22 protein-coding genes, 1 tRNA gene and 1 other RNA gene are annotated in these 25,551 nt (G+C 65.6%); 18 read left to right on the forward strand and 6 right to left on the reverse strand.

Annotation, left to right across the window (positions count from 1 at the left end):
- Positions 1–20 precede the first annotated feature (20 nt).
- The 4 genes from ubiG (at position 21) to EOD73_RS01435 (ending at position 2,317) form a co-directional block, all read left to right on the forward strand.
- Positions 21–758, forward strand: a complete 738-nt coding sequence (gene ubiG, locus EOD73_RS01420) for a bifunctional 2-polyprenyl-6-hydroxyphenol methylase/3-demethylubiquinol 3-O-methyltransferase UbiG (protein WP_127680174.1) — start codon at positions 21–23, stop codon at positions 756–758.
- Positions 758–1,417 carry a phosphoglycolate phosphatase gene (gene gph / locus EOD73_RS01425; RefSeq protein ID WP_127680176.1) on the forward strand — a complete coding sequence of 220 codons (660 nt, stop codon included), beginning with the start codon at positions 758–760 and terminating at the stop codon, positions 1,415–1,417. Before ubiG ends, gph begins: the two co-directional genes overlap by 1 nt.
- 13 nt (positions 1,418–1,430) lie before the next feature.
- Positions 1,431–1,806: a transfer-messenger RNA gene (gene ssrA, locus EOD73_RS01430) on the forward strand.
- A gap of 115 nt (positions 1,807–1,921) precedes the next feature.
- On the forward strand, positions 1,922–2,317 hold the full coding sequence (locus EOD73_RS01435; protein WP_127680178.1) for a hypothetical protein: 396 nt from the start codon (positions 1,922–1,924) through the stop codon (positions 2,315–2,317).
- Positions 2,318–2,375: 58 nt separating this feature from the next.
- Here EOD73_RS01435 and EOD73_RS01440 read toward each other — a convergent pair.
- The 4 genes from EOD73_RS01440 to EOD73_RS01455 form a co-directional block, all read right to left on the reverse strand.
- A tRNA-Ser gene (locus tag EOD73_RS01440) sits at positions 2,376–2,466 on the reverse strand.
- 20 nt (positions 2,467–2,486) lie between these two features.
- Positions 2,487–2,876, reverse strand: a complete 390-nt coding sequence (locus EOD73_RS01445; RefSeq protein WP_127680180.1) for a DUF2237 family protein — start codon at positions 2,874–2,876, stop codon at positions 2,487–2,489.
- Complete coding sequence (locus EOD73_RS01450) at positions 2,876–3,784, reverse strand: SPFH domain-containing protein (protein ID WP_127680182.1); 909 nt, start codon at positions 3,782–3,784, stop codon at positions 2,876–2,878. The genes EOD73_RS01445 and EOD73_RS01450 overlap by 1 nt, the downstream gene beginning before the upstream one ends.
- A gap of 8 nt (positions 3,785–3,792) precedes the next feature.
- Positions 3,793–4,221: an NfeD family protein gene (locus tag EOD73_RS01455; protein ID WP_127680184.1), complete on the reverse strand. Its 429-nt coding sequence runs from the start codon at positions 4,219–4,221 to the stop codon at positions 3,793–3,795.
- Between the two features lie 127 nt (positions 4,222–4,348).
- On the opposite strand from EOD73_RS01455, the gene EOD73_RS01460 reads away from it, so the two are divergent.
- Positions 4,349–6,616, forward strand: coding sequence for an arginine/lysine/ornithine decarboxylase (locus EOD73_RS01460; protein WP_127680186.1), 2,268 nt, complete (start codon positions 4,349–4,351; stop codon positions 6,614–6,616).
- A 45-nt stretch (positions 6,617–6,661) separates the two neighbouring features.
- Here the strand turns inward: EOD73_RS01460 and fabI are convergent, their stop codons facing one another.
- Positions 6,662–7,444 carry an enoyl-ACP reductase FabI gene (gene fabI, locus EOD73_RS01465; protein ID WP_127680188.1) on the reverse strand — a complete coding sequence of 261 codons (783 nt, stop codon included), beginning with the start codon at positions 7,442–7,444 and terminating at the stop codon, positions 6,662–6,664.
- Between the two features lie 171 nt (positions 7,445–7,615).
- On the opposite strand from fabI, the gene rimP reads away from it, so the two are divergent.
- From rimP to EOD73_RS01505, 8 genes are all read left to right on the forward strand, one after another.
- A complete protein-coding gene (gene rimP / locus EOD73_RS01470) occupies positions 7,616–8,143 on the forward strand; it encodes a ribosome maturation factor RimP (RefSeq protein WP_127680190.1) in 528 nt (175 codons plus the stop codon).
- Positions 8,140–9,615 (forward strand): transcription termination factor NusA, encoded by a 1,476-nt coding sequence (gene nusA, locus EOD73_RS01475; protein WP_127680192.1) that lies wholly within the window; start codon positions 8,140–8,142, stop codon positions 9,613–9,615. Before rimP ends, nusA begins: the two co-directional genes overlap by 4 nt.
- Before the next feature lie 56 nt (positions 9,616–9,671).
- Positions 9,672–12,494, forward strand: coding sequence for a translation initiation factor IF-2 (infB, locus tag EOD73_RS01480; RefSeq protein ID WP_127680194.1), 2,823 nt, complete (start codon positions 9,672–9,674; stop codon positions 12,492–12,494).
- Between the two features lie 75 nt (positions 12,495–12,569).
- A complete protein-coding gene (rbfA, locus tag EOD73_RS01485; RefSeq protein WP_127680196.1) occupies positions 12,570–12,953 on the forward strand; it encodes a 30S ribosome-binding factor RbfA in 384 nt (127 codons plus the stop codon).
- The gene (gene truB, locus EOD73_RS01490) at positions 12,953–13,909 is read left to right on the forward strand and encodes a tRNA pseudouridine(55) synthase TruB (protein WP_127680198.1); all 957 of its coding nucleotides are present in this window, start codon (positions 12,953–12,955) and stop codon (positions 13,907–13,909) included. The genes rbfA and truB overlap by 1 nt, the downstream gene beginning before the upstream one ends.
- An 11-nt stretch (positions 13,910–13,920) precedes the next feature.
- On the forward strand, positions 13,921–15,753 hold the full coding sequence (gene typA / locus EOD73_RS01495; RefSeq protein WP_127680200.1) for a translational GTPase TypA: 1,833 nt from the start codon (positions 13,921–13,923) through the stop codon (positions 15,751–15,753).
- 16 nt (positions 15,754–15,769) lie between these two features.
- On the forward strand, positions 15,770–16,633 hold the full coding sequence (locus EOD73_RS01500) for a DMT family transporter (protein ID WP_375137422.1): 864 nt from the start codon (positions 15,770–15,772) through the stop codon (positions 16,631–16,633).
- 4 nt (positions 16,634–16,637) lie between these two features.
- Positions 16,638–17,762, forward strand: a complete 1,125-nt coding sequence (locus EOD73_RS01505; RefSeq protein ID WP_127680202.1) for an enoyl-CoA hydratase/isomerase family protein — start codon at positions 16,638–16,640, stop codon at positions 17,760–17,762.
- On the opposite strand, the gene EOD73_RS01510 is transcribed toward EOD73_RS01505, so the two are convergent.
- Entirely contained in the window at positions 17,759–19,363 is a 1,605-nt protein-coding gene (locus EOD73_RS01510) for an FAD-binding oxidoreductase (RefSeq protein WP_127680204.1), read from the reverse strand. The two genes, EOD73_RS01505 and EOD73_RS01510, sit on opposite strands and share 4 nt — an antisense overlap.
- 225 nt (positions 19,364–19,588) lie before the next feature.
- Here EOD73_RS01510 and EOD73_RS01515 point away from each other — a divergent pair, with 225 nt between their 5' ends.
- The 5 genes from EOD73_RS01515 to EOD73_RS01535 all read left to right on the forward strand — a co-directional run bounded on the left by EOD73_RS01515 (position 19,589) and on the right by EOD73_RS01535 (position 25,533).
- On the forward strand, positions 19,589–20,194 hold the full coding sequence (locus EOD73_RS01515) for an XrtA/PEP-CTERM system exopolysaccharide export protein (protein WP_127680206.1): 606 nt from the start codon (positions 19,589–19,591) through the stop codon (positions 20,192–20,194).
- Positions 20,195–20,265: 71 nt separating this feature from the next.
- On the forward strand, positions 20,266–21,843 hold the full coding sequence (locus EOD73_RS01520) for an XrtA system polysaccharide chain length determinant (RefSeq protein WP_127680208.1): 1,578 nt from the start codon (positions 20,266–20,268) through the stop codon (positions 21,841–21,843).
- A gap of 12 nt (positions 21,844–21,855) precedes the next feature.
- Positions 21,856–22,821 (forward strand): XrtA-associated tyrosine autokinase, encoded by a 966-nt coding sequence (locus EOD73_RS01525; RefSeq protein WP_127680210.1) that lies wholly within the window; start codon positions 21,856–21,858, stop codon positions 22,819–22,821.
- Positions 22,811–24,412, forward strand: a complete 1,602-nt coding sequence (locus tag EOD73_RS01530) for a TIGR03016 family PEP-CTERM system-associated outer membrane protein (protein WP_164845915.1) — start codon at positions 22,811–22,813, stop codon at positions 24,410–24,412. Before EOD73_RS01525 ends, EOD73_RS01530 begins: the two co-directional genes overlap by 11 nt.
- A gap of 2 nt (positions 24,413–24,414) precedes the next feature.
- Positions 24,415–25,533 carry an XrtA/PEP-CTERM system-associated ATPase gene (locus tag EOD73_RS01535; RefSeq protein WP_127680214.1) on the forward strand — a complete coding sequence of 373 codons (1,119 nt, stop codon included), beginning with the start codon at positions 24,415–24,417 and terminating at the stop codon, positions 25,531–25,533.
- Positions 25,534–25,551: the final 18 nt, after the last annotated feature.

The following is a 25,551-nucleotide window of genomic DNA, read 5'->3' on the forward strand; positions in this document are numbered from 1 at the left end:
TCTCCCACCGAGGGCCTGCCATGAGCGAGACCGACACCCCCATCCGCAACGCCGATCCCGCTGAGCTGGCCAAGTTCGGCGACGCCGCCCACCGCTGGTGGGACCCCGAAAGCGAGTTCAAGCCTCTCCACCGCATCAACCCCTTGCGCTTGGGATGGATCGACTGCGTATGCGGCGGTGTGGCTGGCAAGGCGGTGCTCGATGTCGGCTGCGGCGGCGGCCTGGCCAGCGAGGGCATGGCGCGCATGGGGGCGGCGTCGGTCTTGGGCATCGACCTGAGCACCAAGGCCCTGGGCGTCGCCGAATTGCACGCCATGGACGCCGAGTTGATGAACGTGCGCTACCGCGAGGTGGCTGCCGAGGCGCTTGCGGCCGAGCAACCGGCGGCATTCGACTTGGTGACCTGCTTGGAGATGCTGGAGCACGTGCCCGATCCTGCTTCCATCGTGCAGGCTTGCGCGCGGGCTTGCCGACCTGGGGGCTGGGTGGTGTTCAGCACCTTGCACCGCCAGGTGAAGTCGTACTTGCTGGCGGTGTTGGGCGCCGAGTACGTGCTGAACTTGGTGCCGCGCGGCACGCACGATTACAGCCGCTTCATCCGGCCCAGCGAGTTGGCCCAGTCGGCGCGTCAAGCCGGCTTGGTGCCGACGGCCATGAGTGGCTTGACCTACAACCCGCTGACGCAGGCCTTCGCCTTGGGGTCCGACACGGACGTCAACTACCTGATGGCCTGTCGCAAGCCTGCACGGGTTGCCTGATGTTCCGTGGTGTGCAAGCGGTGCTGTTCGACCTGGACGGCACCCTGATCGATTCCGCCCCTGACCTGGCCGGCGCCACCAACGCTTTACGCGCCGAGCGCGGCCTGCCGCCCTTGCCCTTGGCGCACCTGCGCCCTTGGGTGGGCAGCGGGGCTCGGGGCATGCTGGCGGCGGGCTTGGACGTGGCGGTGTCTCACCCAGAGTTCGACAGCTTGCGCGACCGCTTCCTGGCCTTGTACGCATCGCGATTGCTGCAAGAGACCCGTCCCTTCGATGGCGTGCCCACGATGCTGGCGGCCCTGGGGGCACGGGGCATGCCCTGGGGCATCGTGACCAACAAGGCCGAGCGCTTCACACTGCCCATTCACCGTGGGATGCCTTTGTTGCAGGGCGCACGGGCGGTTGTGGGGGGCGATACCACGCCGCATGCCAAGCCGCACCCTGCGCCTTTGTGGGAGGCCTGCGTCCGGATGGGTGTGCCGGCCGAGGCCTGTGTTTACGTTGGCGACGACCACCGTGACATCGAGGCGGCTCGGGCCGCGGGCATGGGGTCGGTGGCGGCCCGTTGGGGCTACTTGGGCGTCGGCAGCTCGGTCGCCGAGTGGGGCGCCGACCACGTCATCGATCAACCCGACACGCTCTTGGACTTGCTCGCCTAGAATGAGGGCCTCTGGGGCCGACCTGGTTTCGACGTGGGTGCGGATCCGGAGTAGGGCATGCCGAGCACCAGTTCGCTCGTAAATCCACTGGAAACAAACCAACTGCGAACGACGAACGTTTCGCCCTCGCCGCTTAAACACCGGTGAGCCTCTCAACGGCAGGCCGATGGGCCGGGTCTGATTCCGCAAGGATGAAAGGCTGAGAGGTCATTCACATCGGCTGGTTGCTCAACGCGCCTTTCGCGGAGCAACGAGATCCAAGAGGCTGGGGCCCTCCGTAGCGTGCGCGATGCGCGACATGGGTCCGAGATTCAAATCACCGCGCTAAGCATGTAGATCTGCCCGGCGATGGCTTGCGGACGGGGGTTCAATTCCCCCCGGCTCCACCAAACTTGAAAGCCCCAACTGCTCGCAGTTGGGGCTTTTCCTTTGCTCCGCCCTGAACGGTCCGGCGTCACTGCTGTGTCAAGATGCTTCTAGGGCACAACGATTCAAGGAAGAAGGATGGACAACTCCTACTGGCTGCTGGCAGCCGGCGGTGTGGGCGCAGTGTTCGGTGCCGGTGGGGCCTGGGCCCTGGCCGTGCTGCGTTGGAACCGACTCAGCCGCGACTATCGGAACCAACTTTCAAAGTCGGAGCAGGCGCGTCAGTTCGTGATGCAGCAAGGCGATCAAGCCCGCCGCCAGGTCGAGGCGCTGCAAAAGGAAGTCGGGGAATTGCGCCATCGTTTGGCATCGCAAAGCCCGCAGGTTGCCGCCAGCGTCATGCAAGCCGAGGTGACCCCGATCAGTGACGAGGAGTTGTTGCTCCAGGCGAGCTTGATGGCCGACTTGGAGCCCGACGAGCCGGACGCCGAGGGGTTTGCGAAGACCCAAATGATCTTGCCAGGCCGGCGTTGAGCCAGCGGCACCAACGAAAACGCCCTGCAATGCAGGGCGTTTTTGTACCGAATCGTCGTGGCGGAGAGAGCGGGATTCGAACCCGCGGTGGGCTATGAACCCACACACGCTTTCCAGGCGTGCGACTTAAACCACTCATCCATCTCTCCGAAGCCCGCCATTCTAGCCGTCAAGTGCGACCGGCCTGGGCTTGCGGCGCGGCGTTTTCGCGCAGCCACTCCAAGGGCACAAACTCCAAGGCCCGTTCGTGGGTGGCCTCCAGCACCACGGGTGGGGCGTAGCCCCCTTCGAATGCTTCGCGCCAACGCAGGGCGCACACGCACCAGCGATCGCCGGGCTTGAGTCCAGGAAAGCGCTGGGCCGGGCGGGGCGTGATCAAGTCGTTGCCTCGCTCCAACTGGTGGTTCAAGAAGGCTGGTGTCATGCGGGCGCACACCACGTGGCTGCCCAAGTCTTGGGCGTCCGTGTGGCAGCAGCCATCGCGTCGCCAGCCGGTGAGCGGGTCGAAAGAGCAGGGCTGCAATGGTCCCCCCAGCACGTTCCTTGCGCTGGATGGCATCAGGACTTGGCGCCCTTGAGCAGGGCCATGGCCGTGCCGATCAAGCCACTGACTTCGCTCATGTTGCCGGGCACGATCATGGTGTTGTTCTTCTGGGCCAACTGGGCATAAGCGTCCACAGCCTTCTCTGCCACCTTGAGTTGCACGGCCTGGTCGCCGCCGGGTTGCTGAATGGCATTGGCGATCTTTTGGATCGCATCGGCCGTGGCATCGGCCACGGCCGTGATGGCGGCGGCTTCGCCCAGGGCCTTGTTGATTTCGGCCTGCTTTTCGCCTTCCGATCGCGCGATGGCGGCCTCACGTTCGCCGGTGGCGATGTTGATCTGCTCTTGGCGACGACCCTCAGAGGCGGCAATCAGGGCGCGCTTCTCGCGCTCGGCGGTGATCTGGGCTTGCATCGAGTGCAGGATGGCGGGCGGCGGCGTCAGGTCCTTGATCTCGTAGCGCAAGACCTTCACGCCCCAGTTCAAGGCGGCTTCGTCCAAGGCCTGGACCACGGCGCTGTTGATGGCGTCGCGCTCTTCAAAGGTCTTGTCCAGTTCCATGCGACCGATGACCGAGCGAAGCGTGGTCTGCGCCAGCTGGGTGATGGCCACGATGTAGTTGCTCGAGCCGTAGCTGGCGCGCATCGGGTCCGTCACCTGGAAGTACAAGATGCCGTCGACGGTCAATTGCGTGTTGTCTTTGGTGATGCAAACCTGGCTCGGCACGTCCAGGGGGATCTCCTTCAACGAGTGCTTGTAGGCCAAGCGGTCGATGAAGGGCACCAGCAGATGCAAACCGGGGGCCATGGTGCGGTCGTACTTGCCCAGGCGTTCCACGACGTAGGCGTTCTGCTGGGGAACGATGCGGATGGCACGGCTGACAAAAATGACCGCGATGACCGCGAGAACGAGTGCGATTTCCATGGGTGCCTTCAGTGGGGGACGAGTTCGAGGATGTTGCCGCTGAGCGACTGGATGCGGTGCGGCCCTGGCTGCGGCGTGCCGGTGCCGACGAAACGGGCGCTCCATGGGGCGCCCCGGTGCTGCACTTGCGTGCGCCCTTGGTCGTCCCACTGCTGAACCTGCACGGTGTCGCCGATGTCCAGGTTCACATTGCGGTCGGCTTGCGGATCGGTGGCCTCTTGGCGGTGGCGACGGCGGTGCAGGTACCACGCGCTGGTCGCGACCGCGCCGGTCACGGCGGCCAAGGCGATTTGGGTGCTGGCGCCCAAGCCGACGTGGGCCGACAGCGCGCCGACCGACGCGGCCAGCGCCAGCATCAACAGGTAAAAGGTGCCGCTGGTCAGCTCGGCGATGACCAATGCCCCGGCGAGGATCCACCACAGGGTGGCAGCTTGCATGACGGTACTCCCTGGCTTGTGCGCCCGATTGAACGAGTTTAGGGTGCTGACATCACCAGCGAACCCAACTGGCGCCCTAAACTGCGCGCCCTTTTCTTGCCCGGCCCGCCCTTGAGGAGCCACGTCGATGCTGCGCTTTCACTTTCCCATCGTCATCATTGACGAGGACTACCGTTCCGAGAACGCCTCGGGCCTGGGCATTCGGGCGCTGGCCGACGCCATCAAGCGGGAGGGCATGGACGTGCTGGGCGTGACCAGCTATGGCGACCTGAGCCAATTTGCCCAGCAGCAAAGTCGCGCCAGCGCCTTCATCCTGTCGATCGACGACGAAGAGTTCACGCCGGGCCCGGAGCTGGACCCGGCGGTGTTGAACCTGCGCAAGTTCATCGGCGAGATCCGCTTCCGCAATCCGGACATTCCGATCTACATCTACGGCGAGACGCGAACGAGTCAGCACTTGCCCAACGATGTGCTGCGGGAGTTGCATGGCTTCATTCACATGTTCGAGGACACGCCGGAGTTCGTGGCGCGTCACATCATTCGCGAAGCCAAGAGCTACCTGGACGGGCTGGCGCCGCCCTTCTTCAAAGCGCTGATGGACTATGCCCAGGACGGCTCGTACAGCTGGCACTGCCCGGGGCACAGCGGTGGCGTGGCCTTTCTGAAAAGCCCCGTCGGGCAAATGTTCCACCAGTTCTTTGGCGAGAACATGCTGCGCGCCGACGTTTGCAACGCGGTGGAGGAGTTGGGGCAACTGTTGGACCACACGGGCCCGATCGCCCAAAGCGAGAAGAACGCGGCGCGGATCTTCAATGCCGACCACTGCTTTTTCGTCACCAACGGCACCAGCACCAGCAACAAGATGGTGTGGCACCACACGGTGGCGCCGGGCGACGTGGTGGTGATCGACCGCAACTGCCACAAGAGCAACCTGCACGCGATCATCATGTGCGGGGCCATCCCGGTGTTCATGACGCCGACGCGCAACCACTACGGCATCATCGGGCCGATCCCGGAGAGCGAGTTCAGCCCCGAAGCGATTCGCGCCAAGATCGCGGCGAACCCCTTGCTGGCGCACGTTGACCCGGCCACGGTCAAGCCGTCGATCATGACGCTGACCCAAAGCACGTACGACGGGGTGCTTTACAACACCGAGGTCATCAAGAAGAAGCTGGACGGCTACGTGCCGACCCTCCACTTCGACGAGGCCTGGTTGCCCCACGCCGCCTTTCACGACTTTTATGGCCAGTTCCACGCGATGGGCAAGAACCGTCCGCGTCCGAAGGAAGCCATGGTGTATGCCACGCAGTCCACGCACAAGCTGCTCGCGGGCATCTCGCAGGCCAGCCAGGTCTTGGTGCAGGACTCGCAACAGGTCAAGCTCGACAAGCACCTGTTCAACGAGGCCTACCTGATGCACACCAGCACCAGCCCCCAGTACTCGATCATCGCCAGCTGCGACGTCGCTGCGGCCATGATGGAGCCTCCGGGGGGCACGGCCTTGGTGGAAGAAAGCATCAAAGAATCTCTCGATTTCCGCCGTGCCATGCGCAAAGTCGACGAAGACTACGGCGACGACTGGTGGTTCAAGGTGTGGGGCCCGGACTACCTCCGTGCCGAGGAAGGCAGCGACCCGGTCTCGCAAGACTGGATGCTGCAGGCCAACGAAGAATGGCACGGGTTTGGCGCCATCGCCGACGGCTTCAACATGCTGGACCCCATCAAGTCCACCATCATCACCCCCGGGCTGGACATGGAAGGGCGTTTCGCCGCCACCGGCATTCCGGCCTCGGTGGTCACGAAGTTCTTGGTGGAGCACGGCGTGGTCGTGGAGAAGACCGGGCTGTACTCTTTCTTCATCATGTTCACGATCGGCATTACCAAGGGCCGCTGGAACACCCTACTGACCGCGCTGCAGCAGTTCAAGGACGACTACGACAAGAACGCCCCGCTGTGGCGCATCCTTCCGGAGTTCTGCGCCAAGCACCCGAAGTACGAGCGGATGGGCCTCAAGGACCTGTGCCAGAGCATCCACCAAGCCTATGCCGAGGGTGACATCGCTCGCTTGACGACGGACATGTACCTGTCGAACCTTCAGCCGGCCATGACGCCGACGGACGCCTACGCGCACATCGCGCAACGGCGCACCGAGCGGGTGGGTATCGACGAGTTGGAAGGCCGGATCACCACCAGCCTGCTGACGCCGTACCCGCCGGGCATTCCGCTTTTGATCCCGGGCGAGCGCTTCAACAAGAAGATCGTCGACTACCTGAAGTTCACGCGCACCTTCAACGCCAAGTTCCCTGGCTTTGCCACCGATGTGCACGGCTTGGTGCACGAGGTCGACGAGGAGACCGGCAAGGGTCGCTACTACGTGGACTGCGTCAAGCAGTAAAGCAACAAGGGCCCCGCGGGGCCCTTGTCGTTGGGGGGAGGGGCGTCAATCTCCGCCGCTCATGGCCACCTGGCTGAAGCCGCCGTCCACGTACAGGATTTCTGCACTGATGCCGGCCGCCAAGTCCGACAGCAGGAAGGCGGCGGCGTTGCCGACGTCTTCGATCGTCACGTTGCGGCGGATGGGGGCGCTGGCAGCGAACTGGTTCAGCAACTTGCCGAAGTCCTTGATGCCCGAGGCGGCCAAGGTCTTGATCGGGCCGGCCGAAATGCCGTTCACGCGCACACCCTTGGCGCCCAAGTCGTGTGCCAGGTAGCGCACGCTGGCTTCCAAGCTGGCCTTGGCCAGCCCCATGGTGTTGTAGTTCGGCACGAATCGCAGCGCGCCCAAGTACGACAGCGTGAGCAGCGATCCACCCGCGCGCAGGCGCGGTGCCGCGGCCTTGGCCATGGCCGGAAAGCTGTAGGCGCTGATGTCGTGTGCGATGCGGAAGTTCTCCCGAGACAGGCCGTCCAGGAAGCTGCCTGCAATGGCCTCGCGTGGCGCGAATCCGATGGAATGGACGAATCCATCGAATTCCGGCCACACCTCGCCCAACTCGGCGAAGGTGCGTTCGATCTGGGCGTCGTCGCCCACGTCGCAGTCGTAAATCAGCGAAGAGTTGAACTCGGCCGCGAACTCGGTGATGCGGTCTTTGAAACGTTCACCAACGTAAGAAAAGGCCAGCTCGGCCCCCTCGCGATGGCAGGCTTTGGCGATGCCATAGGCGATGGAGCGGTTGGACAGCACGCCACTGATGAGGAAGCGCTTGCCGGAGAGGAAACCCATGTGTTGTTCCAGAGGCTCGAAACGGGGCGCGGATTCTTGCATGTCGTGCGCGATCAGGGTCAACCCGAGCGGACTTCGGTTTAGAATCGCGGCTTCGCTGAATTTTCTAGCGTGGGCGGTTCGATCCAGCCCATTTTTTTTGGTCGATCCGATTTAGAGGTTTCTTCACGGATGAGTTGGCAAGCAACGGTTGAAAAAACGGTCACGGGCCTCGGGCTGGAACTGGTGGAGTGCGAACGCTCTGCCGGCGGTCTGCTGCGCGTGTACATCGACCGCTTGCCCACCGTGCCCGAGAGCTTTGTCACCGTCGACGACTGCGAGCGCGTGACGCGCCAATTGCAGTACGTGCTCGAGGTGGAGGCGGTGGATTACGCCCGGCTGGAGGTGTCGTCGCCCGGATTGGATCGCCCGCTCAACACGGCCGCCCACTACGCCCGGTTTGTGGGGCACGAGGTTGACATCACCCTGCGCGCGCCCTTCCAAGGCCGCAAGAAGTACCGCGGCTTGCTGCAAGCCGGCGAACAAGACGCAGGGTGGCGCTTGGTGTTCGGCGAAGCCGGCCAAGAGCAAGTCCTGAATTTTCAACTGGACGAAGTGCGCGAGGCGCGCTTGGTGCCGGTCATTGATTTCAAGGGTCGCAAGGCGAAGCCTGCGGCCCCGAGTATTCCAAAGAAGCCCGACGGAGATCTGACCCCATGAACCGCGAGTTGTTGTTGCTGGTGGATGCCATTTCGCGCGAAAAGAGCGTGGAACGTGAAGTGGTGTTCGCCGCCGTCGAATCGGCGCTGGCGCAGGCCACGAAGAAGTTTGTGGGCGGCGAGGTCGACATCCGTGTTGCGATTGACCGCGAATCGGGCGAGTACGAATCGTTCCGTCGCTGGTTGGTGGTGCCGGATAGTGCCGGCCTGCAGAACCCCGACGCGGAGGAGTTGCTGAGCGATGCCATCGACCGAGTGGGTCAGATCGAAGAAGGCGACTACATCGAAGAGGGCATCGAGTCGGTGCCCATTGGGCGCATCGGTGCGCAAGCCGCCAAGCAGGTCATCCTGCAGAAGATTCGCGACGCCGAGCGCGAGCAACTGTTGAACGACTTCATGGCGCGCGGCGAGAAGATTTTCGTCGGCACGGTCAAGCGCCTGGACAAGGGCGACATCATCGTGGAGAGCGGCCGGGTGGAAGGTCGGCTCAAGCGCACGGAAATGATCCCGAAGGAAAACCTGCGCACCGGCGACCGCGTGCGCGCCGTGCTGCTCGGCGTGGATCCGACGGTGCGTGGCCCGCAGATCATGCTCAGCCGCTCGTCGCCCGAGTTCATGAAGGAGCTGTTCCTTCAAGAAGTGCCGGAGATCGAGCAAGGCCTGTTGGAAATCAAGAGCTGCGCGCGCGACGCCGGCAGCCGGGCCAAGATCGCCGTCATCTCGCACGACCGCCGCGTTGACCCCATCGGCACCTGTGTTGGCGTGCGTGGCTCGCGCGTGACTGCCGTGACGAACGAACTGGCGGGTGAGCGGGTCGACATCGTGCTGTGGAGCGAAGATCCCGCGCAGTTCGTCATCGGTGCCTTGGCGCCTGCCAACGTGTCTTCCATCGTCGTGGACGAAGAGCGCCACGCCATGGACGTGGTGGTGGACGAGGAAAACCTGGCCATCGCCATCGGCCGCGGCGGTCAAAACGTCCGCTTGGCGTCCGAATTGACCGGCTGGCGCATCAACATCATGTCGGCCGAAGAGTCGGCCGCCCGCAAGGCCGAAGAAGACGAAGGCGTGCGCAAGCTGTTCATCGACAAGCTGGACGTGGACGCCGAAGTGGCCGACATCTTGATCGCCGAGGGCTTCACCAGCCTGGAGGAAGTGGCCTACGTGCCCTTGGCAGAAATGCTGGAGATCGAGTCCTTTGACGAGGATACGGTCAACGAGTTGCGCGCCCGTGCTAAGGACGCGCTGCTGACGATGGAAATCGCCCGCGAGGAATCGGTGGAAGAGGTGTCGCAAGACCTGCGGGACCTGGAGGGCATCACGCCCGATCTGCTGGCCAAGCTGGCCAATGGCGGGGTGCACACCCGCGACGAACTCGCTGATTTGGCGGTGGACGAGCTCGTGGAAATGACCGAGATGGCCGAAGACGCGGCCAAGGCGCTGATCTTGAAGGCCCGCGAACACTGGTTCGCCTGATTCAAGCCGAACGCCCCCCGACCACGACGCCCCCGAGAGATTCAAGGATTCCCACAATGGCTGTGACCACTGTCGCCCAGTTCGCCACCGAGTTGAACCGGCCGGCCAGTACCTTGCTGGAGCAGTTGCAAGCTGCCGGCGTGCCCAAGAGTTCGGACAGCGATGCGCTGACCGAGTCGGACAAGGAACGCCTGCTCGAGCACCTGCGCCAATCGCATGGCACGGGTGCAGAGCGCAAAAAGATCACGCTGACGCGCAAGACGACCAGCGAGATCAAGCAAGCCGATGCCAGCGGCAAGGCCCGCACCATCCAGGTCGAGGTCAAGAAGAAGCGCACCTTCATCAAGCGCGAGGACGTGCCGGGTGAAGACTCGGCCGCCGCCGAAGCCGCCGAAGCGGCCGAACTGGCCCGCCGCGAAGAGGAAGTGAGGGCCCAGGCCGAGGCCCTGGCGCGCGAGCAAGCCGAGTTGGAGCGCCAAGCGCGCGAGCGCGAGGAGGCCGAGCGCCGCGCGCGGGAAGAGGCGGAGGCGCGTGCCGCCGCCGCCGCCGCCGCCGCTGCCGCCGCCAAGGCGGCCGAAGAAGCGGCAGCCGCGGCCCAGGTGAAGGCCAAGCCGGTCGAGGCGCCGCCCGCGCCGGCGCCCGCGCCTGCCGAGGTCAAGCCTGCCGTGCGCGTGGTCAAGGCCGCCGACATCAACGCGGAAGAGAAGGCCAAGCAGGCCGAGTTGGACCGTCGTCGCAAGGCTGCCGAAGCAGAGGCCGCCGCCATCCGGGCGATGATGAACGCGCCCAAGAAGGTGATGGTGGCCAAGAAGCCCGAGGAACCGAAGCCGGCCGAACCGACGGGCATCAAGGGCACCATTCACAAGAAGGCAGGTGCACCGGGCGCCGCGGCACCGGCTCCCGCTGGGGCCAAGCCGGGCGACAAGAAGTCGATCAAGAGCGAGAAGCTGTCGAGTTCTTGGGCCGACGACTCCAAGAAGCGTGGCGCGCCGGCCAAGGGCCGCAACGACGGCCCCGGGGCTGGGCGAGGCGCTGGTGCGGGCTGGAAGGCCCCGCGTGGCGGTGCCCGCCGCGGTGACCGTGGCGACGCGCCCAGCAACTTCGTGGCGCCGACGGAACCGGTGGTGCAAGAGGTGCACATCCCCGAAACCATCACCGTGGGCGACCTGGCTCACAAGATGTCGGTGAAGGCCGCAGAAGTCATCAAGAAGCTGATGCTGCTGGGCCAGATGGTCACGATCAACCAGCCCCTGGACCAAGAAACGGCCATGATCGTGGTCGAGGAAATGGGCCACAAGGCCTTCGCCGCGAAGCTGGACGATCCGGACGCCTTCCTCGAGGATGCTGCGACCGAAAAGGAATACGAAGCGCTGTCGCGTCCGCCGGTGGTCACCGTCATGGGCCACGTGGACCACGGCAAGACCTCCTTGTTGGACAGCATCCGCCGGGCCCGCGTGGCCGCGGGCGAAGCCGGCGGCATCACGCAGCACATCGGCGCCTACCACGTGGAAACGCCGCGCGGCGTGATCACCTTCCTGGACACCCCGGGTCACGAGGCCTTCACGGCCATGCGGGCTCGCGGCGCGAAGGCGACCGACTTGGTGATCTTGGTGGTGGCGGCCGACGACGGCGTCATGCCCCAAACCAAGGAAGCCATCCACCACGCCAAGGCGGCCGGCGTGCCCATCGTCGTGGCGATCAACAAGATCGACAAGCCGGGCTCCAACCTCGACCGCGTTCGCCAGGAACTGATCGGCGAGCAGGTCGTGCCTGAGGAGTACGGCGGCGACTCGCCTTTCGTGCCGGTGTCGGCCAAGACGGGCGAGGGCATCGACGGCTTGTTGGAGCAGGTGCTGCTGCAGGCCGAAGTGCTGGAGCTCAAGGCCCCGGTCGAGAGCCTGGCCAAGGGCCTGGTCATCGAAGCGAAGTTGGACAAGGGCCGCGGTCCCGTGGCCACGGTGCTGGTGCAGAGCGGCACGCTCAAGCGCGGCGACGTGGTGCTGGCCGGCTCCACCTTCGGCCGCGTGCGCGCCATGTTGGACGAAGACGGCAAGCCGGCCACGGAAGCCGGTCCGTCCATCCCGGTCGAGATCCAGGGCTTGTCCGACGTGCCGCTGGCCGGTGACGAGTTCATGGTCCTGTCCGACGAGCGCCGTGCCCGCGAGATTGCCACCTTCCGCGCCGGCAAGTACCGCGACGTGAAGCTGGCCAAGCAGCAGGCCGCCAAGCTCGAGAACATGTTCGAGAACATGGGCAAGGGCGAAGCGCAGACCTTGGCATTGATCGTCAAGGCCGACGTGCAAGGCTCGCAAGAAGCGTTGGCCGCGTCGCTGCTCAAGCTCAGCACCGAAGAGGTGCGGGTCCAGATCGTCCACGCGGCGGTCGGCGGCATCAGCGAGACCGACATCAACCTGGCCATTGCATCGAAGGCGGTCGTCATCGGCTTCAACACGCGCGCCGACGCCGGCGCGCGCAAGCTGGCCGAAGGCAACGGCGTGGACCTGCGTTACTACAACGTGATCTACGACGCCGTCGACGACGTCAAGGCCGCGATGAGCGGCATGCTGGCGCCCGAGCAGCGCGAAGAGGTGTTGGGCACGGCCGAGATCCGCAACGTCATCACCGCGACCAAGATCGGCACGATCGCGGGTTGCATGGTCACCAGCGGTTTGGTCAAGCGCGACGCCCGTTTCCGCCTGCTGCGCGACAACGTGGTCATCTACACCGGCGAACTCGACTCGCTCAAGCGCTTCAAGGACGACGTCAAGGAAGTCCGCGAAGGCTTCGAGTGCGGCGTCAAGCTCAAGAACTACACCGACATCCACGAGGGCGACCAACTGGAGTTCTTCGAGGTCAAGGAAGTGGCACGCACGCTGTAAACCCAGCGCTGTCCCGGCTCACGAGCCCCGCCGGCGCCCAACGCCAGCGGGGCTTTGTCCTTCAAGGGTCAACCCATGCGACACAAGAAAAGCACCCCCAACCGCAGCTTCCGAGTGGCCGACCAGATCCAACGCGACCTGGCGGAGTTGGTTCGCGAGCTCAAGGACCCGCGCCTGGGCATGTTGACCATCTCGGGTGTGGACGTGACGCCGGACTACGCGCACGCCAAAGTGCGCTTCACCTTGCTGGTGGGCGACCCGCAGGGCACGGAAGACGCCTTGAACGAGGCCGCTGGCTTCCTGCGCAATGGCTTGTTCAAGCGCTTGCAGATCCACACCGTGCCGACCTTGCACTTCCATTTCGACAAGAGCACCGAACGTGCGGCCGAAATGAACGCCTTGATCCTGAAAGCCAACGCCACGCGCGCGGCCGACGACGAGGCAAACACCGAAGACTGATGAACGCCGTTGCGCCCCGCGTCCGCCTGCCTCGCCGTGCGTTGCACGGCGTGCTGTTGCTCGACAAGCCCCTGGGTTTGTCGAGCAACGACGCCTTGCAGAAGGTGAAGCGCATCCTGCGCGCCGAGAAGGCGGGGCACACGGGCACGCTGGATCCCTTGGCAACGGGGCTTTTGCCTTTGTGTTTTGGCGCGGCGACCAAGTTCAGTCAGTTGAACCTCGATGCCGACAAGGCCTACGAGGCCACCTTGCACCTCGGCCAAACCACCACCACGGGCGACCGGGAAGGCACTGTCGTGCAAGAGCGGCCGGTGGTCTTCACGCCGGCCCAACTCGATGCGGCGCTGGCGCGTTTGCGCGGTGACATCGACCAGGTGCCGCCCATGCATTCCGCGCTCAAGCACGAAGGGCGTGCGCTGTACGAGTTGGCGCGGCAAGGCACCGTGGTAGAGCGTCCTGCGCGGCGGGTCACCATCCATGCGCTGGAGCTGCTGTCGCACGAGGGCTCGGCCCTGCGCTTGGCAGTGCGTTGCTCCAAGGGCACCTACATCCGTACGCTGGCCGAAGACCTGGGCGAACTCCTGGGCTGTGGCGCGCACCTGAGCGCCTTGCGACGCACCGCCAGCGGTCCGCTGAACTTGGCGCAGGCCGTCACGCTCGATCAATTGAGCGGCGAAGACGATGCCCAGCGCCTGACGCACCTGCTGCCCCCCGATACCTTGTTGGCCGACTGCCCGCTCATCCGCTTGGAGGCCACCGAGGCCGGCAAGCTGTTGGCCGGCATTCGCCGTCGCACCGCGTTGCCGCCGGCCGCGCGCGTGCGGGCCTTTGGCCCCGAGCCGCACGCCTTTTTGGGCAGCGCGCGCATCACCGCCGGCGAACTCATCCCTGAGCGCCTGCTCAGTCCGGTCGAGCTGCAAACCCTGCTCGCTGGCCCCGAACCCCTGACGACTTGAGAGCTGTTCCCATGAGCAAGCAAATCCGCAACATCGCCATCATTGCCCACGTTGACCATGGCAAAACCACCATGGTCGACCAACTGCTGCGCCAAAGCGGCACCTTTGCCGAGCACGAGAAAGTCGTGGACACGGTGATGGACAGCAACGCCATCGAGCGCGAGCGGGGCATCACGATCCTGGCCAAGAACTGCGCGGTCAGCTGGGAAGGCACGCACATCAACATCGTCGACACCCCGGGGCACGCGGACTTCGGCGGTGAGGTGGAGCGCGCGCTGTCGATGGTCGACGGCGTGGTGCTGCTGATCGATGCGCAGGAAGGCCCGATGCCGCAAACGCGCTTCGTGACCAAGAAGGCCTTGGCCCTGGGGCTCAAGCCGATCGTGGTGGTGAACAAGGTCGACAAGCCGGGGGCCAAGCCCGACGCGGTCATCAACGCCGCCTTCGACCTGTTCGACAAGCTGGGCGCCACCGACGAGCAGCTCGACTTCCCCGTGGTGTACGCCTCGGGCATCAACGGCTGGACCAGCTTGGAAGAGGGTGAGCCTGGTGCCCAGTGGGGTCCGGACATGTCTGCCCTGTTCAACACCATCTTGAAGCACGTGCCGGCCCACGCGGGCGATCCGGCCGCGCCGCTGCAGCTGCAAATCTCGGCCTTGGACTACAGCACCTTCGTGGGCCGCATCGGCGTGGGCCGGGTCAACGCTGGCACGCTGAAGCCCTCGATGGACGTCGTCGTCATGGAAGGCCAAGAAGGCAAGACCTTCAAGGGCCGCGTCAACCAGGTGCTGACCTTCCAAGGCTTGGATCGCGTGCAGGTGACCGAGGCCGGTCCTGGCGACATCGTGTTGATCAACGGCATCGAGGACATCGGCATCGGCGTGACCGTGACCGACCCGGCGAACCCGCAGCCGCTGCCGATGCTCAAGATCGACGAGCCGACCCTGACGATGAACTTCTGCGTCAACACCAGCCCCTTGGCCGGTCGCGAGGGCAAGTACGTCACCAGCCGTCAGATCTGGGACCGTCTGCAAAAGGAGTTGCAGAGCAACGTGGCCCTGCGTGTGCGCGAAACCGACGAGGACGGCATCTTCGAGGTGAGCGGCCGCGGCGAGTTGCACCTGACAATCTTGCTGGAGAACATGCGCCGCGAGGGCTATGAGTTGGCCGTGAGCAAGCCGCGCGTGGTGTTCCGCGAGATCGATGGCGTGAAGTGCGAGCCCATCGAGATGGTCACCGCCGACGTGGAAGAAACCCACCAGGGCGGCGTCATGCAGGCCCTGGGCGAGCGCAAGGGCGAGTTGGTGAACATGGAGCCGGACGGCCGTGGACGTGTGCGCCTGGAGTACCGCATCCCGGCCCGTGGCCTGATCGGCTTCAGCAACGAGTTCCTGAACCTGACCCGTGGCTCGGGCTTGATCAGCAACATCTTCGACGGCTACGAGCCGCACAAGGGCGACATCGGCGGCCGCAAGAACGGCGTGCTGATCTCGATGGACGCCGGTGAAATCTTCACCTACGCCCTGGGCAAGCTGGACGACCGCGGTCGCATGTTCGTCAAGGCCGGTGATCCGGTGTACGAGGGCATGATCGTGGGCATCCACAGCCGCGACAACGACCTCGTCGTCAACGCCACCCGCATGAAGCAACTGACGAACTTCCGCGTCAGTGGCAAGGAAGACGCGATCAAGATCACGCCGCCGATCGAGCTGACCTTGGAGTACGGCGTCGAGTTCATCGAAGACGACGAACTGGTCGAAATCACCCCCAAGAGCGTGCGCCTGCGCAAGCGCTACCTGTCGGAGCACGAGCGCAAGCGCATGTCGCGCGAATCCGGCGTCTGACCGACTGGGACGCCCCGTGACCCACCGGCGCGCGCTCGTGCTGATGGTGCTGGTCACCCTGCTGTGGAGCACGGCCGGGGTGGTCAGCCGCCAGTTGGAGAGCGCGCGTTCTTTCGAGGTCACGTTTTGGCGCAGCGCCTTCACCGCCCTCAGCCTGCTGGTTTGGTGGGGGCTGCGGGAAGGGCGCGCGGGTTGGGCACCGCTGGCGCAACGCTCGGGCCTGCTCTGGGCCTCGGCGGTGTGCTGGGGCGTGATGTTCACGTCCTTCATGCTGGCCTTGACCCTCACGACGGTGGCCACGGTGCTCGTGGTCATGGCCCTGGGACCCTTGATGACCGCGGTGCTGGCCCGGTTGGTGCTGGGCCGGCGCATGGCGCCGGTGACCGTTTTGGCGGTGCTGATGGCCGGCGCCGGTGTGGCTTGGATGTTCGGTGGCTCGGCCCTGGACCTCGGTTGGGGGCCGGTGGTCGCCCTGCTGGTGCCGGCGGCGGCGTCGGTCAATTGGATCCTGATGCAATCGCACGCCGAGCGGGCTGGTGAAGTCTCGATGCCGCACGCGGTGGCACTAGGCGCGCTGTTGTCCGCCGCGGCCACCCTGCCATTGGCTTGGCCTTTGCAGGCATCGGGCAGCGACATCGCCTGGTTGGCGCTGTTGGGGGCCACCCAGTTGGCCATCCCCTGCGTGCTGCTGGTGCACTTGACCCGGGTGCTGTCGGCCACTGAGATCGCCCTGTTGGCCTTGCTGGAATTGGTGTTTGGCGTGGCCTGGGTGTGGATGGCCGGTGAGGCCCCTGGTCCCAACACGCTGGCAGGGGCCGCGGTGGTGCTGGCGGCCTTGGTGTTCAACGAACTGAAGCGTCCCCGTGCCGGGGGCGCATGAGCGCATGACGAACGAAGCCATTCCGTCCCTGCTCAGCGGCGGCCACATCCGAGCGAGCGTCAACGGGGCCTTGGGCTTGATCACCCTGGCGCGTCCCGAGGCCATGAATGCCCTGAGCGTGGCCATGGTGCGCGACCTGACCCAGGTGCTGAAGCACTGGGCGCAGCACCCTCAGGTGCAAGCCGTGGTGCTCATGGGGCAGGGACGCGACGCGCAAACGCCGGTCTTTTGCGCCGGCGGTGACATTCGCTTCTTCCACCGGGCCGCGCTCGCACGCGATCCCGACCTGGCGGCCTTCTTCACCGAGGAGTACGCGCTCAGTCATTTGATCCACCACTTTCCCAAGCCCACGATCGCCTTGATGGACGGCGTGGTCATGGGCGGGGGCATGGGGTTGGCCCAGGGCGCCAAGCTCCGGGTCGTCAGCGAGCGCAGTCGATTGGCCATGCCCGAGACCCAAATCGGCTTCTTCCCCGACGTGGGGGGCGGCTGGTTCCTGGGCCAATTGCCGGGGCACGTGGGCGAATGGCTGGCGCTGACCGGACAAACCTTGGGCGCGGGCGACGCGGTGGAACTGGGACTGGCTGATGTGTTCGTTCCGGCTCAGGAGTGGGATGCCTTGCTCGACCGATTGCAGGGCGCGCCTCAGCCCCACGCCGAACACGTCGTGGCCACGGTGATGGAGCGGGCCGAGTTGGCACCGGATGCCGAACACCTGGCCCACCGGGCGCGCATCGACCGGCTTTTCGGTCAAGCGGACCTGGGCTCGATCCTGAATGCGGTGAGTGCCGACCAAGGCGACGCCTGGGGTTCGGATGTGCTCCAGCAACTCCAGCACAACAGCCCGCTGATGATGGCGGTCAGCTTGGCCCTGGTGCGCCGTGCTCGTCGTCTGGGCTTGGCCGATTGCTTGCGCCTTGAGCGGGTCCTGGCCCACCAGTGCTTTGCCAGCCACCAGGCTGGCGGTCACAGCGAAACGGTCGAAGGCATCCGCGCTTTGGCCGTGGACAAAGACCGGATGCCGCGTTGGCAGCCGCCCACGGTGGCGGACTTGAAGGCGTCGGCCGTCGAGGCCTTCTTCGCCGACCCTTGGCCCACTGGGGGCCATCCCTTGGCGGGCCTGGCCTAACGGTAGCGTCCTGGGGCGATCAGGCCCTGGGGGTCCAAACTGCGGTGAATGCGCTCCGACAGGGCGCAGCTTTCCGGGGCCAGTTGCCGGAGTGGCTCCATGCCCTGGATGGGAAATCGGTACGGGAAAAAGCCGGCTTCGCGCCCGCGGGCCAGCAAGGCGTGCCAGCAGGCCTGCGCACGCGCGCAGGCTGCCGGGTCGGACCGGTCGAACACCAAGGGCACGGTGCTGTCGAACACGCGGTCCCCCAGTGTGGTGAAGGTGATCAGCGGCTCCAGGCCGTGGGCCCGGGTGACCTCGCCGACCATCTCCGCGTACCGCCGCACGGCGTCGGCGCGCATCGGCACCAAGGGGGCGTACCAAATCAGGCCACAGCCGTCGGCTGCGGGGTTCTTGGGGCTGGCAGCGCGTTCGGGGTGGCGGTGCCGCCAATAGGCCAAGGGCAGGGCGGTCTCGTTCGGGCGGCCGGCGACCAACTCCAAGGAACTGCGCAGCGATTGCGTCAGCCTTTGCAGCCCGCGGCCCGATGCACCGGGCACCCACCGGGCCAGCCGCGCCAAGGTGTCGGCCCGCCGCGGCGTGACAAAGAGCAGGCGCGAGGCGATGCCGCCCAGCAACTGCCTCAACTCCGCCTGGGCTGCGCGGACCATGCGCCGGGTGCCGTAGAGCGTGGCGAATCCCGTCCAGGGGAACACCTGAAACTGTCGCCCCAGTGCTTGCAGCGTGGGGGCATCGATCAAGCCCTGAGCGTCCAGGTGATCCCAAGGGTAGGGGGCCGACATCGAGAGCACGCGGTGGCGGTTCATCAAGTTGACGGCCCCGAGCGTAGGGTGAAGGCGTTGCATGGCCTGGCGAATGGCGACCGCCGCCGCTTCCAGCAGGGCTTCGTCCTTGAGGCTGAAGAGGCACACGGCCACCGACTCCGGCCGGCGGGCCAGGGCGATCGACATCTGGGTGACGATCCCCAATCCGCTTTGCGTGAAGAGGCCCTGGGTGTACATGCCCAAGCCCCACCGAAACAAACTCGCCAATTCGGGCCCGCCCGCCTCGTGGAGCATGCCGCGGTGAACGGTGCCGTCGGCCAGCACCACCTCCATCCAGGTGACGGCGGCGAAATGATCGGTGTGCGGCGTGACGCCGTAGCCGCGCTCCAATGCATTGGCCAACAGGCTGGCCGTGCCGCCAGCGCCCGACACCGGCACCAGGAAGTCATGCTGAGCCTGCGCCAGGAACTGGGCCAGGTCGGCCTGGGTGACCCCGGGCTCGACCGTCACCACGCCCAACTCTGCGTCGAAGGCCACGATGCGTCGCAATTCGCCCAGGTCCAAGATCACACAGCCGTGGTTCACTGGCAGCGCCGAGCCGTAGCCCCAGTTCCGTCCGGTGGAGATCGGGTGCACGGGCACGCCAAAGCGGCTTGCAATGCGCACGATCTCGGGCACTTGATCGGCCGAGGCGGCGCGCAATGCCCCGCCGAGTTGCCGCGTGGCGGCGGTGGTGTCGGCCCCGTAACGGGCCCAGGCCCGGTCGCCGTCGTCCACGCGAGGGGCGCCCAGCAATTGCCGCCAGGCGTCGAGGGCGTCGCGAAGGGAAGTCGTCATGCCGAAGCGCGCCTCGGCGGCACCCCCGTGAACAAGGTCCCGAAACCGGGGCCATGAGACTGGGGGAACCCCCGAGATGGATGGGTTGTGGAGGGCCAAGCGTACACGGCGACAAGGGGGGTGTATGGCATCATGAATCCCAGTCGTCAGGGGCCGATGGGGCCCTGTTCTGCACGGCGCACAACGAGGAAGAACATGGGCGTACAACAGCTTGGATTTGCATCGATGCGGCGTGTTTTGGCCGCGGCCGCGGTGGTGTCGACCGCTTGGTTGACCGGGTGCGCAACGGCCGACCTGCCGCCGGCGCCGGCCAATGCCGAAGTCGACAACTACAGCTACATCATCGGGCCGGGCGACACGATCAACGTCGTGGTCTGGCGCAACCCCGAGCTGAGCACCGCGACCCCCGTTCGTCCGGACGGCAAGATCGCCGCCCCCCTGGTGGACGAACTCAAGGTGGCTGGCAAGAATTCCATCGAGGTGGCGCGCGACATCGAAAAGGTGTTGAGCAAGTACGTCCGCGATCCGGTGGTGACGGTCGTGGTCACGGGCTTCGTGGGGCCATACAGCCAACAGATCCGTGTGGTGGGCGAAGCGGCCAAGCCGCAGTTCCTGCCTTACAAGCAAGACATGACCCTGCTGGACGTGATGATCGCCGTGGGCGGTTTGACCGATTTCGCCGACGGCAACTCGGCCACGATCCTGCGCTCGGCCGAAGGCAACAAGCAGTACTCGGTGCGCCTGAAGGATTTGATCAAGCGCGGCGATGTGTCGGCCAACGTGCAGGTGCGGCCGGGCGACATCCTCATCATTCCTCAGAGCATTTTCTGAGCGTCGTCAGGGTTTGAACGGCGGCGCGCTGGCCTCCAGCGCGCCGTGTTTCTTGGGGCCAAGGGCTTTTCATGGATCTGTTGCTGAACCAAATGCTCGCGCTTGCGCGCCGGGTGTGGAAGTACCGCTGGCTGGGCTTGGCCCTGGGCTGGGCGGTGGGCGTGGTGGGCCTGGTGGTCGCGTTCGTGGTGCCGAACCGCTACGAGGCGAGCGCCAAGATCTACGTCGACACGCAGTCGATCTTGAAGCCCTTGATGGCCGGCTTGACGGTGCCGCAGAACGTGGACCAGCAGGTCACCATGCTGAGTCGCACCCTGATCAGTCGCCCGAACATCGAGAAACTCATCCGCATGGCGGACTTGGATTTGAAGAAGCACACCAAGGCCGAGCAGGAGGCGCTGATCGACAGTTTGATGAATAACCTGTCGATTGCCACCACGGGCCGCGACAACCTCTACACGCTGGCGTACAAGGACCAAAAGCCCGAAACCGCGAAGCGCGTGGTGCAGTCTCTCGTGTCGATCTTCGTCGAGTCGTCCTTGGGCGCGACGCGCAAGGACACGGCCACGGCCACGACCTTCATCAACGAACAGATCAAGAACTACGAAGCCAAGTTGGAAGAGGCCGAAACGCGCATGAAGGAGTTCCGCTTGCGCAACATCGACCTTATGGAAGGCGGCGGCAAGGACTCGGCAGGCCGCTTGGCCGAAATGCGGGCCCAACTCGACCAGGCCAAGTTGCAATTGCGCGAGGCCGAGCAGGCCCGCGACGCGGCCAAGGCCCAGATGGAAGGCGAACGCGCCCGCGCTGCCGACCAGACCACGCAGTCCTTGTTGCAGGAATCGGCCGCGAACGTGTCGACCCCGGAAATCGATGGGCGCTTGGAAGGCCTGCGCCGCGGCTTGGACGGTCTGCTGCAGCGTTTCACCGAGCAGCACCCCGATGTCGTCGCCACCCGCCGCTTGATTCGCGATTTGGAAGAGCAGAAAAAGCGCGAAGTGGCCCAACTGCGCAAGTTGGCCTTGAACGCGCCCGGCGGCGGTCCGAACCAGACCATGATCCAGCAGGAGATGGGACGCATGCTGGCCGCCGCAGAGGTGCAGGTGGCCGGCCTGCGCGCCCGGGTGGCCGAGTACCAATCTCGCTATGCGCAGTCCCTGGAGTTGATGAAGACTGCGCCGCAGATCGAGGCCGAGGCGGCCCAGCTGAACCGCGACTACGCGGTGCACAAGAAGAACTACGACGACCTGGTGGCCCGCCGCGAGGCGGCGGCGATTTCGGGCGAACTGGACGTGGCCTCGGGCGTGGCCGATTTCCGCCTGATCGAGCCGCCCCGCGTGACCCCGCAGCCCGTGGCCCCCAACCGCTACCTTCTGCTGGCGCTGGGCTTGGCCGCCTCGCTGGGCGTGGCCCTGTTCACGGCCTTCGCCGCGAGCCAGTTGCGCCCGGTGTTCTTCGACCCGAACGAATTGCGCAACAAGACCGAACTGCCAATCTTGGGTGTGGTGTCGCGCATCATGAGCGACGCCGAGCTGCGCAAGCGTCGTGTGGACCGCGTGCGCGTGCTCGCGGCGGCCAGCGGGCTGGTCTTGATGTACGGCTTGGCCATGGCGGTCCTGTTCGTGCTGCAAGCCCGCCAGATTGCTTGAGGAGTTTCTGACATGGCCAGTTTGATCGAGCAAGCCGCCGAACGATTGGAGCAACTGCGCCAAGCCGGCGCCGTGATGCCCCCCGCCACCGAACCCGTCAGCCACGCGCCAGCGCCGGCACTGCAGCAGGCCGCACGCCCCGCTGTGGCCGCGACCGCGCCCGAACCTGCGAAGCGGCCCACGTCTGCCGACGCTTCGGGGGACGCCCAAAGGGCGTCGAAGTCCGTGGAGCTCAACCTGGCCAGCCTGGCCGTGATGGGTTTTCTGACGCCCGGTTCGCCACGCACGGCCATGGCCGACCAGTACCGCGTGATCAAGCGCCCCTTGATCAAGAACGCTGTGGGGCAGGGCGCCGCCACGCTGAACCACGCCAACCTGATCATGGTGACCAGCGCCCTGGCCGGGGAAGGCAAGAGCTTCACCTCGCTGAACCTGGCCATGAGCATGGCGGCCGAGTTGGACCACACGGTCATGCTGGTCGATGCCGACGTGGCCCGCCCCTCTTTGTTGCGCATGCTGGGCCTGCCGCCCGGCCCGGGCCTTCTGGACGTGTTGGAAGGCCAAGCGGAGATGACCGATGTCCTGCTGCGCACCAACATCGACAAGCTCACCCTGTTGCCCAGCGGCACGCCGCACCCCCGCGCCACCGAACTGCTGGCCAGTGAGGCCATGCACGACCTGCTCGACGACATGGCCCGCCGCTACCCGGACCGGATCATCGTGTTCGATTCGCCGCCCCTGTTGCTGACGACGGAATCGCGCGTGCTGGCCACGCAGATGGGGCAAATCGTCATCGTGGTCGCCGCCGAAGCCACGCCGCACAACGCGGTTCAGCAGGCGCTGGCCACCATCGAGAACTGCCCTGTCAAGATGATGCTGCTCAACCAGGTGCGTGGCGACGCCAACGGTGCCTACGGTTACGGCTATGGCTACGGCTATGGCTACGAGCACGAAGAGGCGGCGGCCCGTGCGGGTTGACACTTCCTGGCGCTTCACCTGGCGAGGTCTCCTGGCCTTGGCCGGGGCGCTGCAATGCGGCGTGGGGCAGGCTCAGGCCGTGTTGGGCCCCACCGATGGGGCGGGTCTGGGGCAGGCCGCGGCTTCGGCCGACGAGAGCGGGACCGGCACGCGCCGCAGCGCACCGGTGGCTTGGCGCTTGGAGTCGTCTGTCATGGTGTCGGACAACCTCGGCGCCCGACCCAGTGCCGAAGGCAAAGACGGGGGTTCGATGCTCCGGGTGGCGCCGGGCGTGCGGTACGCACACCGCGGGGCCCAAGCGCAGTGGCAAGTCGATTACAGCCTGCAGGGCCAGCGCTACGTTCGCACCGAGCAGCAAGGCAAACCCTTCCAGAACAACCTGCGGGCCAGCGGCAATGCGCAGTTTTTCGGCTCAGCCCTGACCCTCGAGGGCCAGGCCAGCATTGCGCAGCGCACACGCTCGGCCTTTGACGTGCAACGCACCTTCGGGGAGTCGGCCCTGGGGGAAACGAGCGAAGTTGGCACCCTCTCTGTGGGGCCGAGCCTGAAGTGGCGCATGGGCGAGCAATGGCGAGGCCGCCTGTCGCACAGCAGTACCGTGACCCGCGCCCGCGGCACCCAAACCGGCGATGCCAACGGCCAGAACACGCAACTGACCCTGGAGCAGGCGCAGCGCGCTTTGCTGACGTGGGGCGCGCAGTTCAGCCACCAAACGTCCAACGCGGTGGAGGGGCGGGACACCGCGACCACCCAAGCCCGCGTGAACCTGACCTGGAAGCCGGACGTGGATTGGTCCGTGGGCGGGCACGGCGGGCGTGAGCGCAGCAACCTGCAGTCGACCGAGCAGGCCACGGGGGCGCTTTACGGCCTCAACGTCGCGTGGTCGCCCACGCCGCGCACCCGTGCCCAAATGAGCGGCGAGCACCGGGTGGTGGGCAACTTCCACACCCTGAGCCTCGATCACCGCTTCAGCCGTGCGGCCATTCGGCTCAGCGACTCGCGCACGGTCAACCAAGTGGGGTTCGTGGGCGGCGCCACGGGCACCACCAATTACGACTTGATCGCGGCCCAGTTGGGCACGCAGGTCTCCGACCCGGTCGAGCGCGATTTGCTGGTGCGGCAGCGGCTCGCGGAGCTGGGCCTGTCCCCCGATGCGCTCGTGGCCAATGGCTTCCTGAGCAGCCAGCCCTCGGTGTCCCGTTCACGCCTCCTGGGACTGACCTACCAGCAGCAGCGGGCCCTGTGGACCCTGAACCTGACCCAAACACGGACCTCCCGTTTGGTGGCGGGCGGCTTGGGCAGCGAAGACTTGGCCAATTCGGCCTTCGTGCAATCCAATAGCGCGCAGGGCGGTCTGACGTACCGCTTGACGCCCATGAGTGCCGTGCGGCTCCAGGCTTCCTGGCAGCGCAACGAAGGCGAGAACGCCGCCTTGCAACGCAATGAGTTGCGCACCCTGGTGGTCGGGTGGCAGTGGCGACTGGGCCCCAGCGTCCAAGTGGCCACGGGCTTGCGCCACACCGAGTTCGACTCGCCGGCCCGTCCTTTCACCGAAAACGCGGTCCTTCTGACCGTGGAACAGCGGCTCTGAGCATGTACGAAGCGTTTTACGGGCTCACGGCCAAGCCCTTCCAACTGAGCCCCGATCCGAGCTTTTACTTCGGCTCCAAGCAACACCGTCGGGCCAAGGCCTACCTGGACTACGGCGTGTTGCGCAACGATGGCTTCATCGTCATCACCGGAGAGATTGGCGCCGGCAAAACGACCCTGCTGCGGGGCTTGCTGGAGTCGCTCGGGGGTGGCCAGCAGGTGGTGATCGGCAACATCGTCACGACCCAACTCGACGCCGAGGACACCCTGCGCATGGTGGCCGCGGCGTTTGGCGTGCGGGCCAAAGAGGTCAACAAGTCCGACATCCTGATGTCGCTCGAGGCCTTCTTCGTCTCGCAAGTTAGCCAAGGCAAGCGCTGCTTGCTGGTGGTGGATGAAGCGCAGAACCTGACCGCGAAGGCGGTGGAAGAGTTGCGCATGCTGTCGAACTTCCAGTTCGGCAACCAGTCCTTGCTGCAAACCTTCCTCGTGGGGCAGCCTGAGTTCCGCCAGATTTTGCAGCGGCCAGAAATGGAGCAGTTCCGCCAGCGCGTGGCGGCCACCTGCCACATCGGTCCGCTCGACGAAGAGGAAACCCAGCGCTACATCGAGCACCGCTTGAAGTGCGCCGGCTCGACCGACAAGCCGGAGATCGATGCCGAGGCCTACCTGGTCATCCACCGCGCCACGGGCGGCATCCCCCGCCGCATCAATACCCTGGCCGACCGCTTGCTGCTGCTGGGCTTCATGAACGGCAAGGTGCGCCTGGAGTTGGCCGACGTCAACGAGGTGCTCAAGGACCTGACGCAGGAACACGCGTTGCCTCCGCCGTCCAAGCCCATGCCATTGGCGGGCGACGCTTCAGAGCCCGATTCGCAGATCGACCTCGACCTGGACCTGTCACGCCCGCAAAACCTGCCGGGCGCCACGCTCCAGCAGTTCCAGCGCCAACTGGAAGGCCAGGTGGGCGACCTGCACGCCGATCGCCTGTTGCGCCTGGAGCGCAGCCTGCTGCGGCTGGAGCGCATCAATTTGCAGAACCTGAAGATGCTGCAGCGCCTGGTGAAGGCCTTGCAGCAACCCGACGCCACCAGCGCCCATGACAACGTCACCACGCACTGAGGCCGCCGCGGCCCGACC

The organism is Inhella crocodyli (genome assembly GCF_004004565.1).
Taxonomy (GTDB): Bacteria; Pseudomonadota; Gammaproteobacteria; order Burkholderiales; family Burkholderiaceae_C; genus Inhella; species Inhella crocodyli.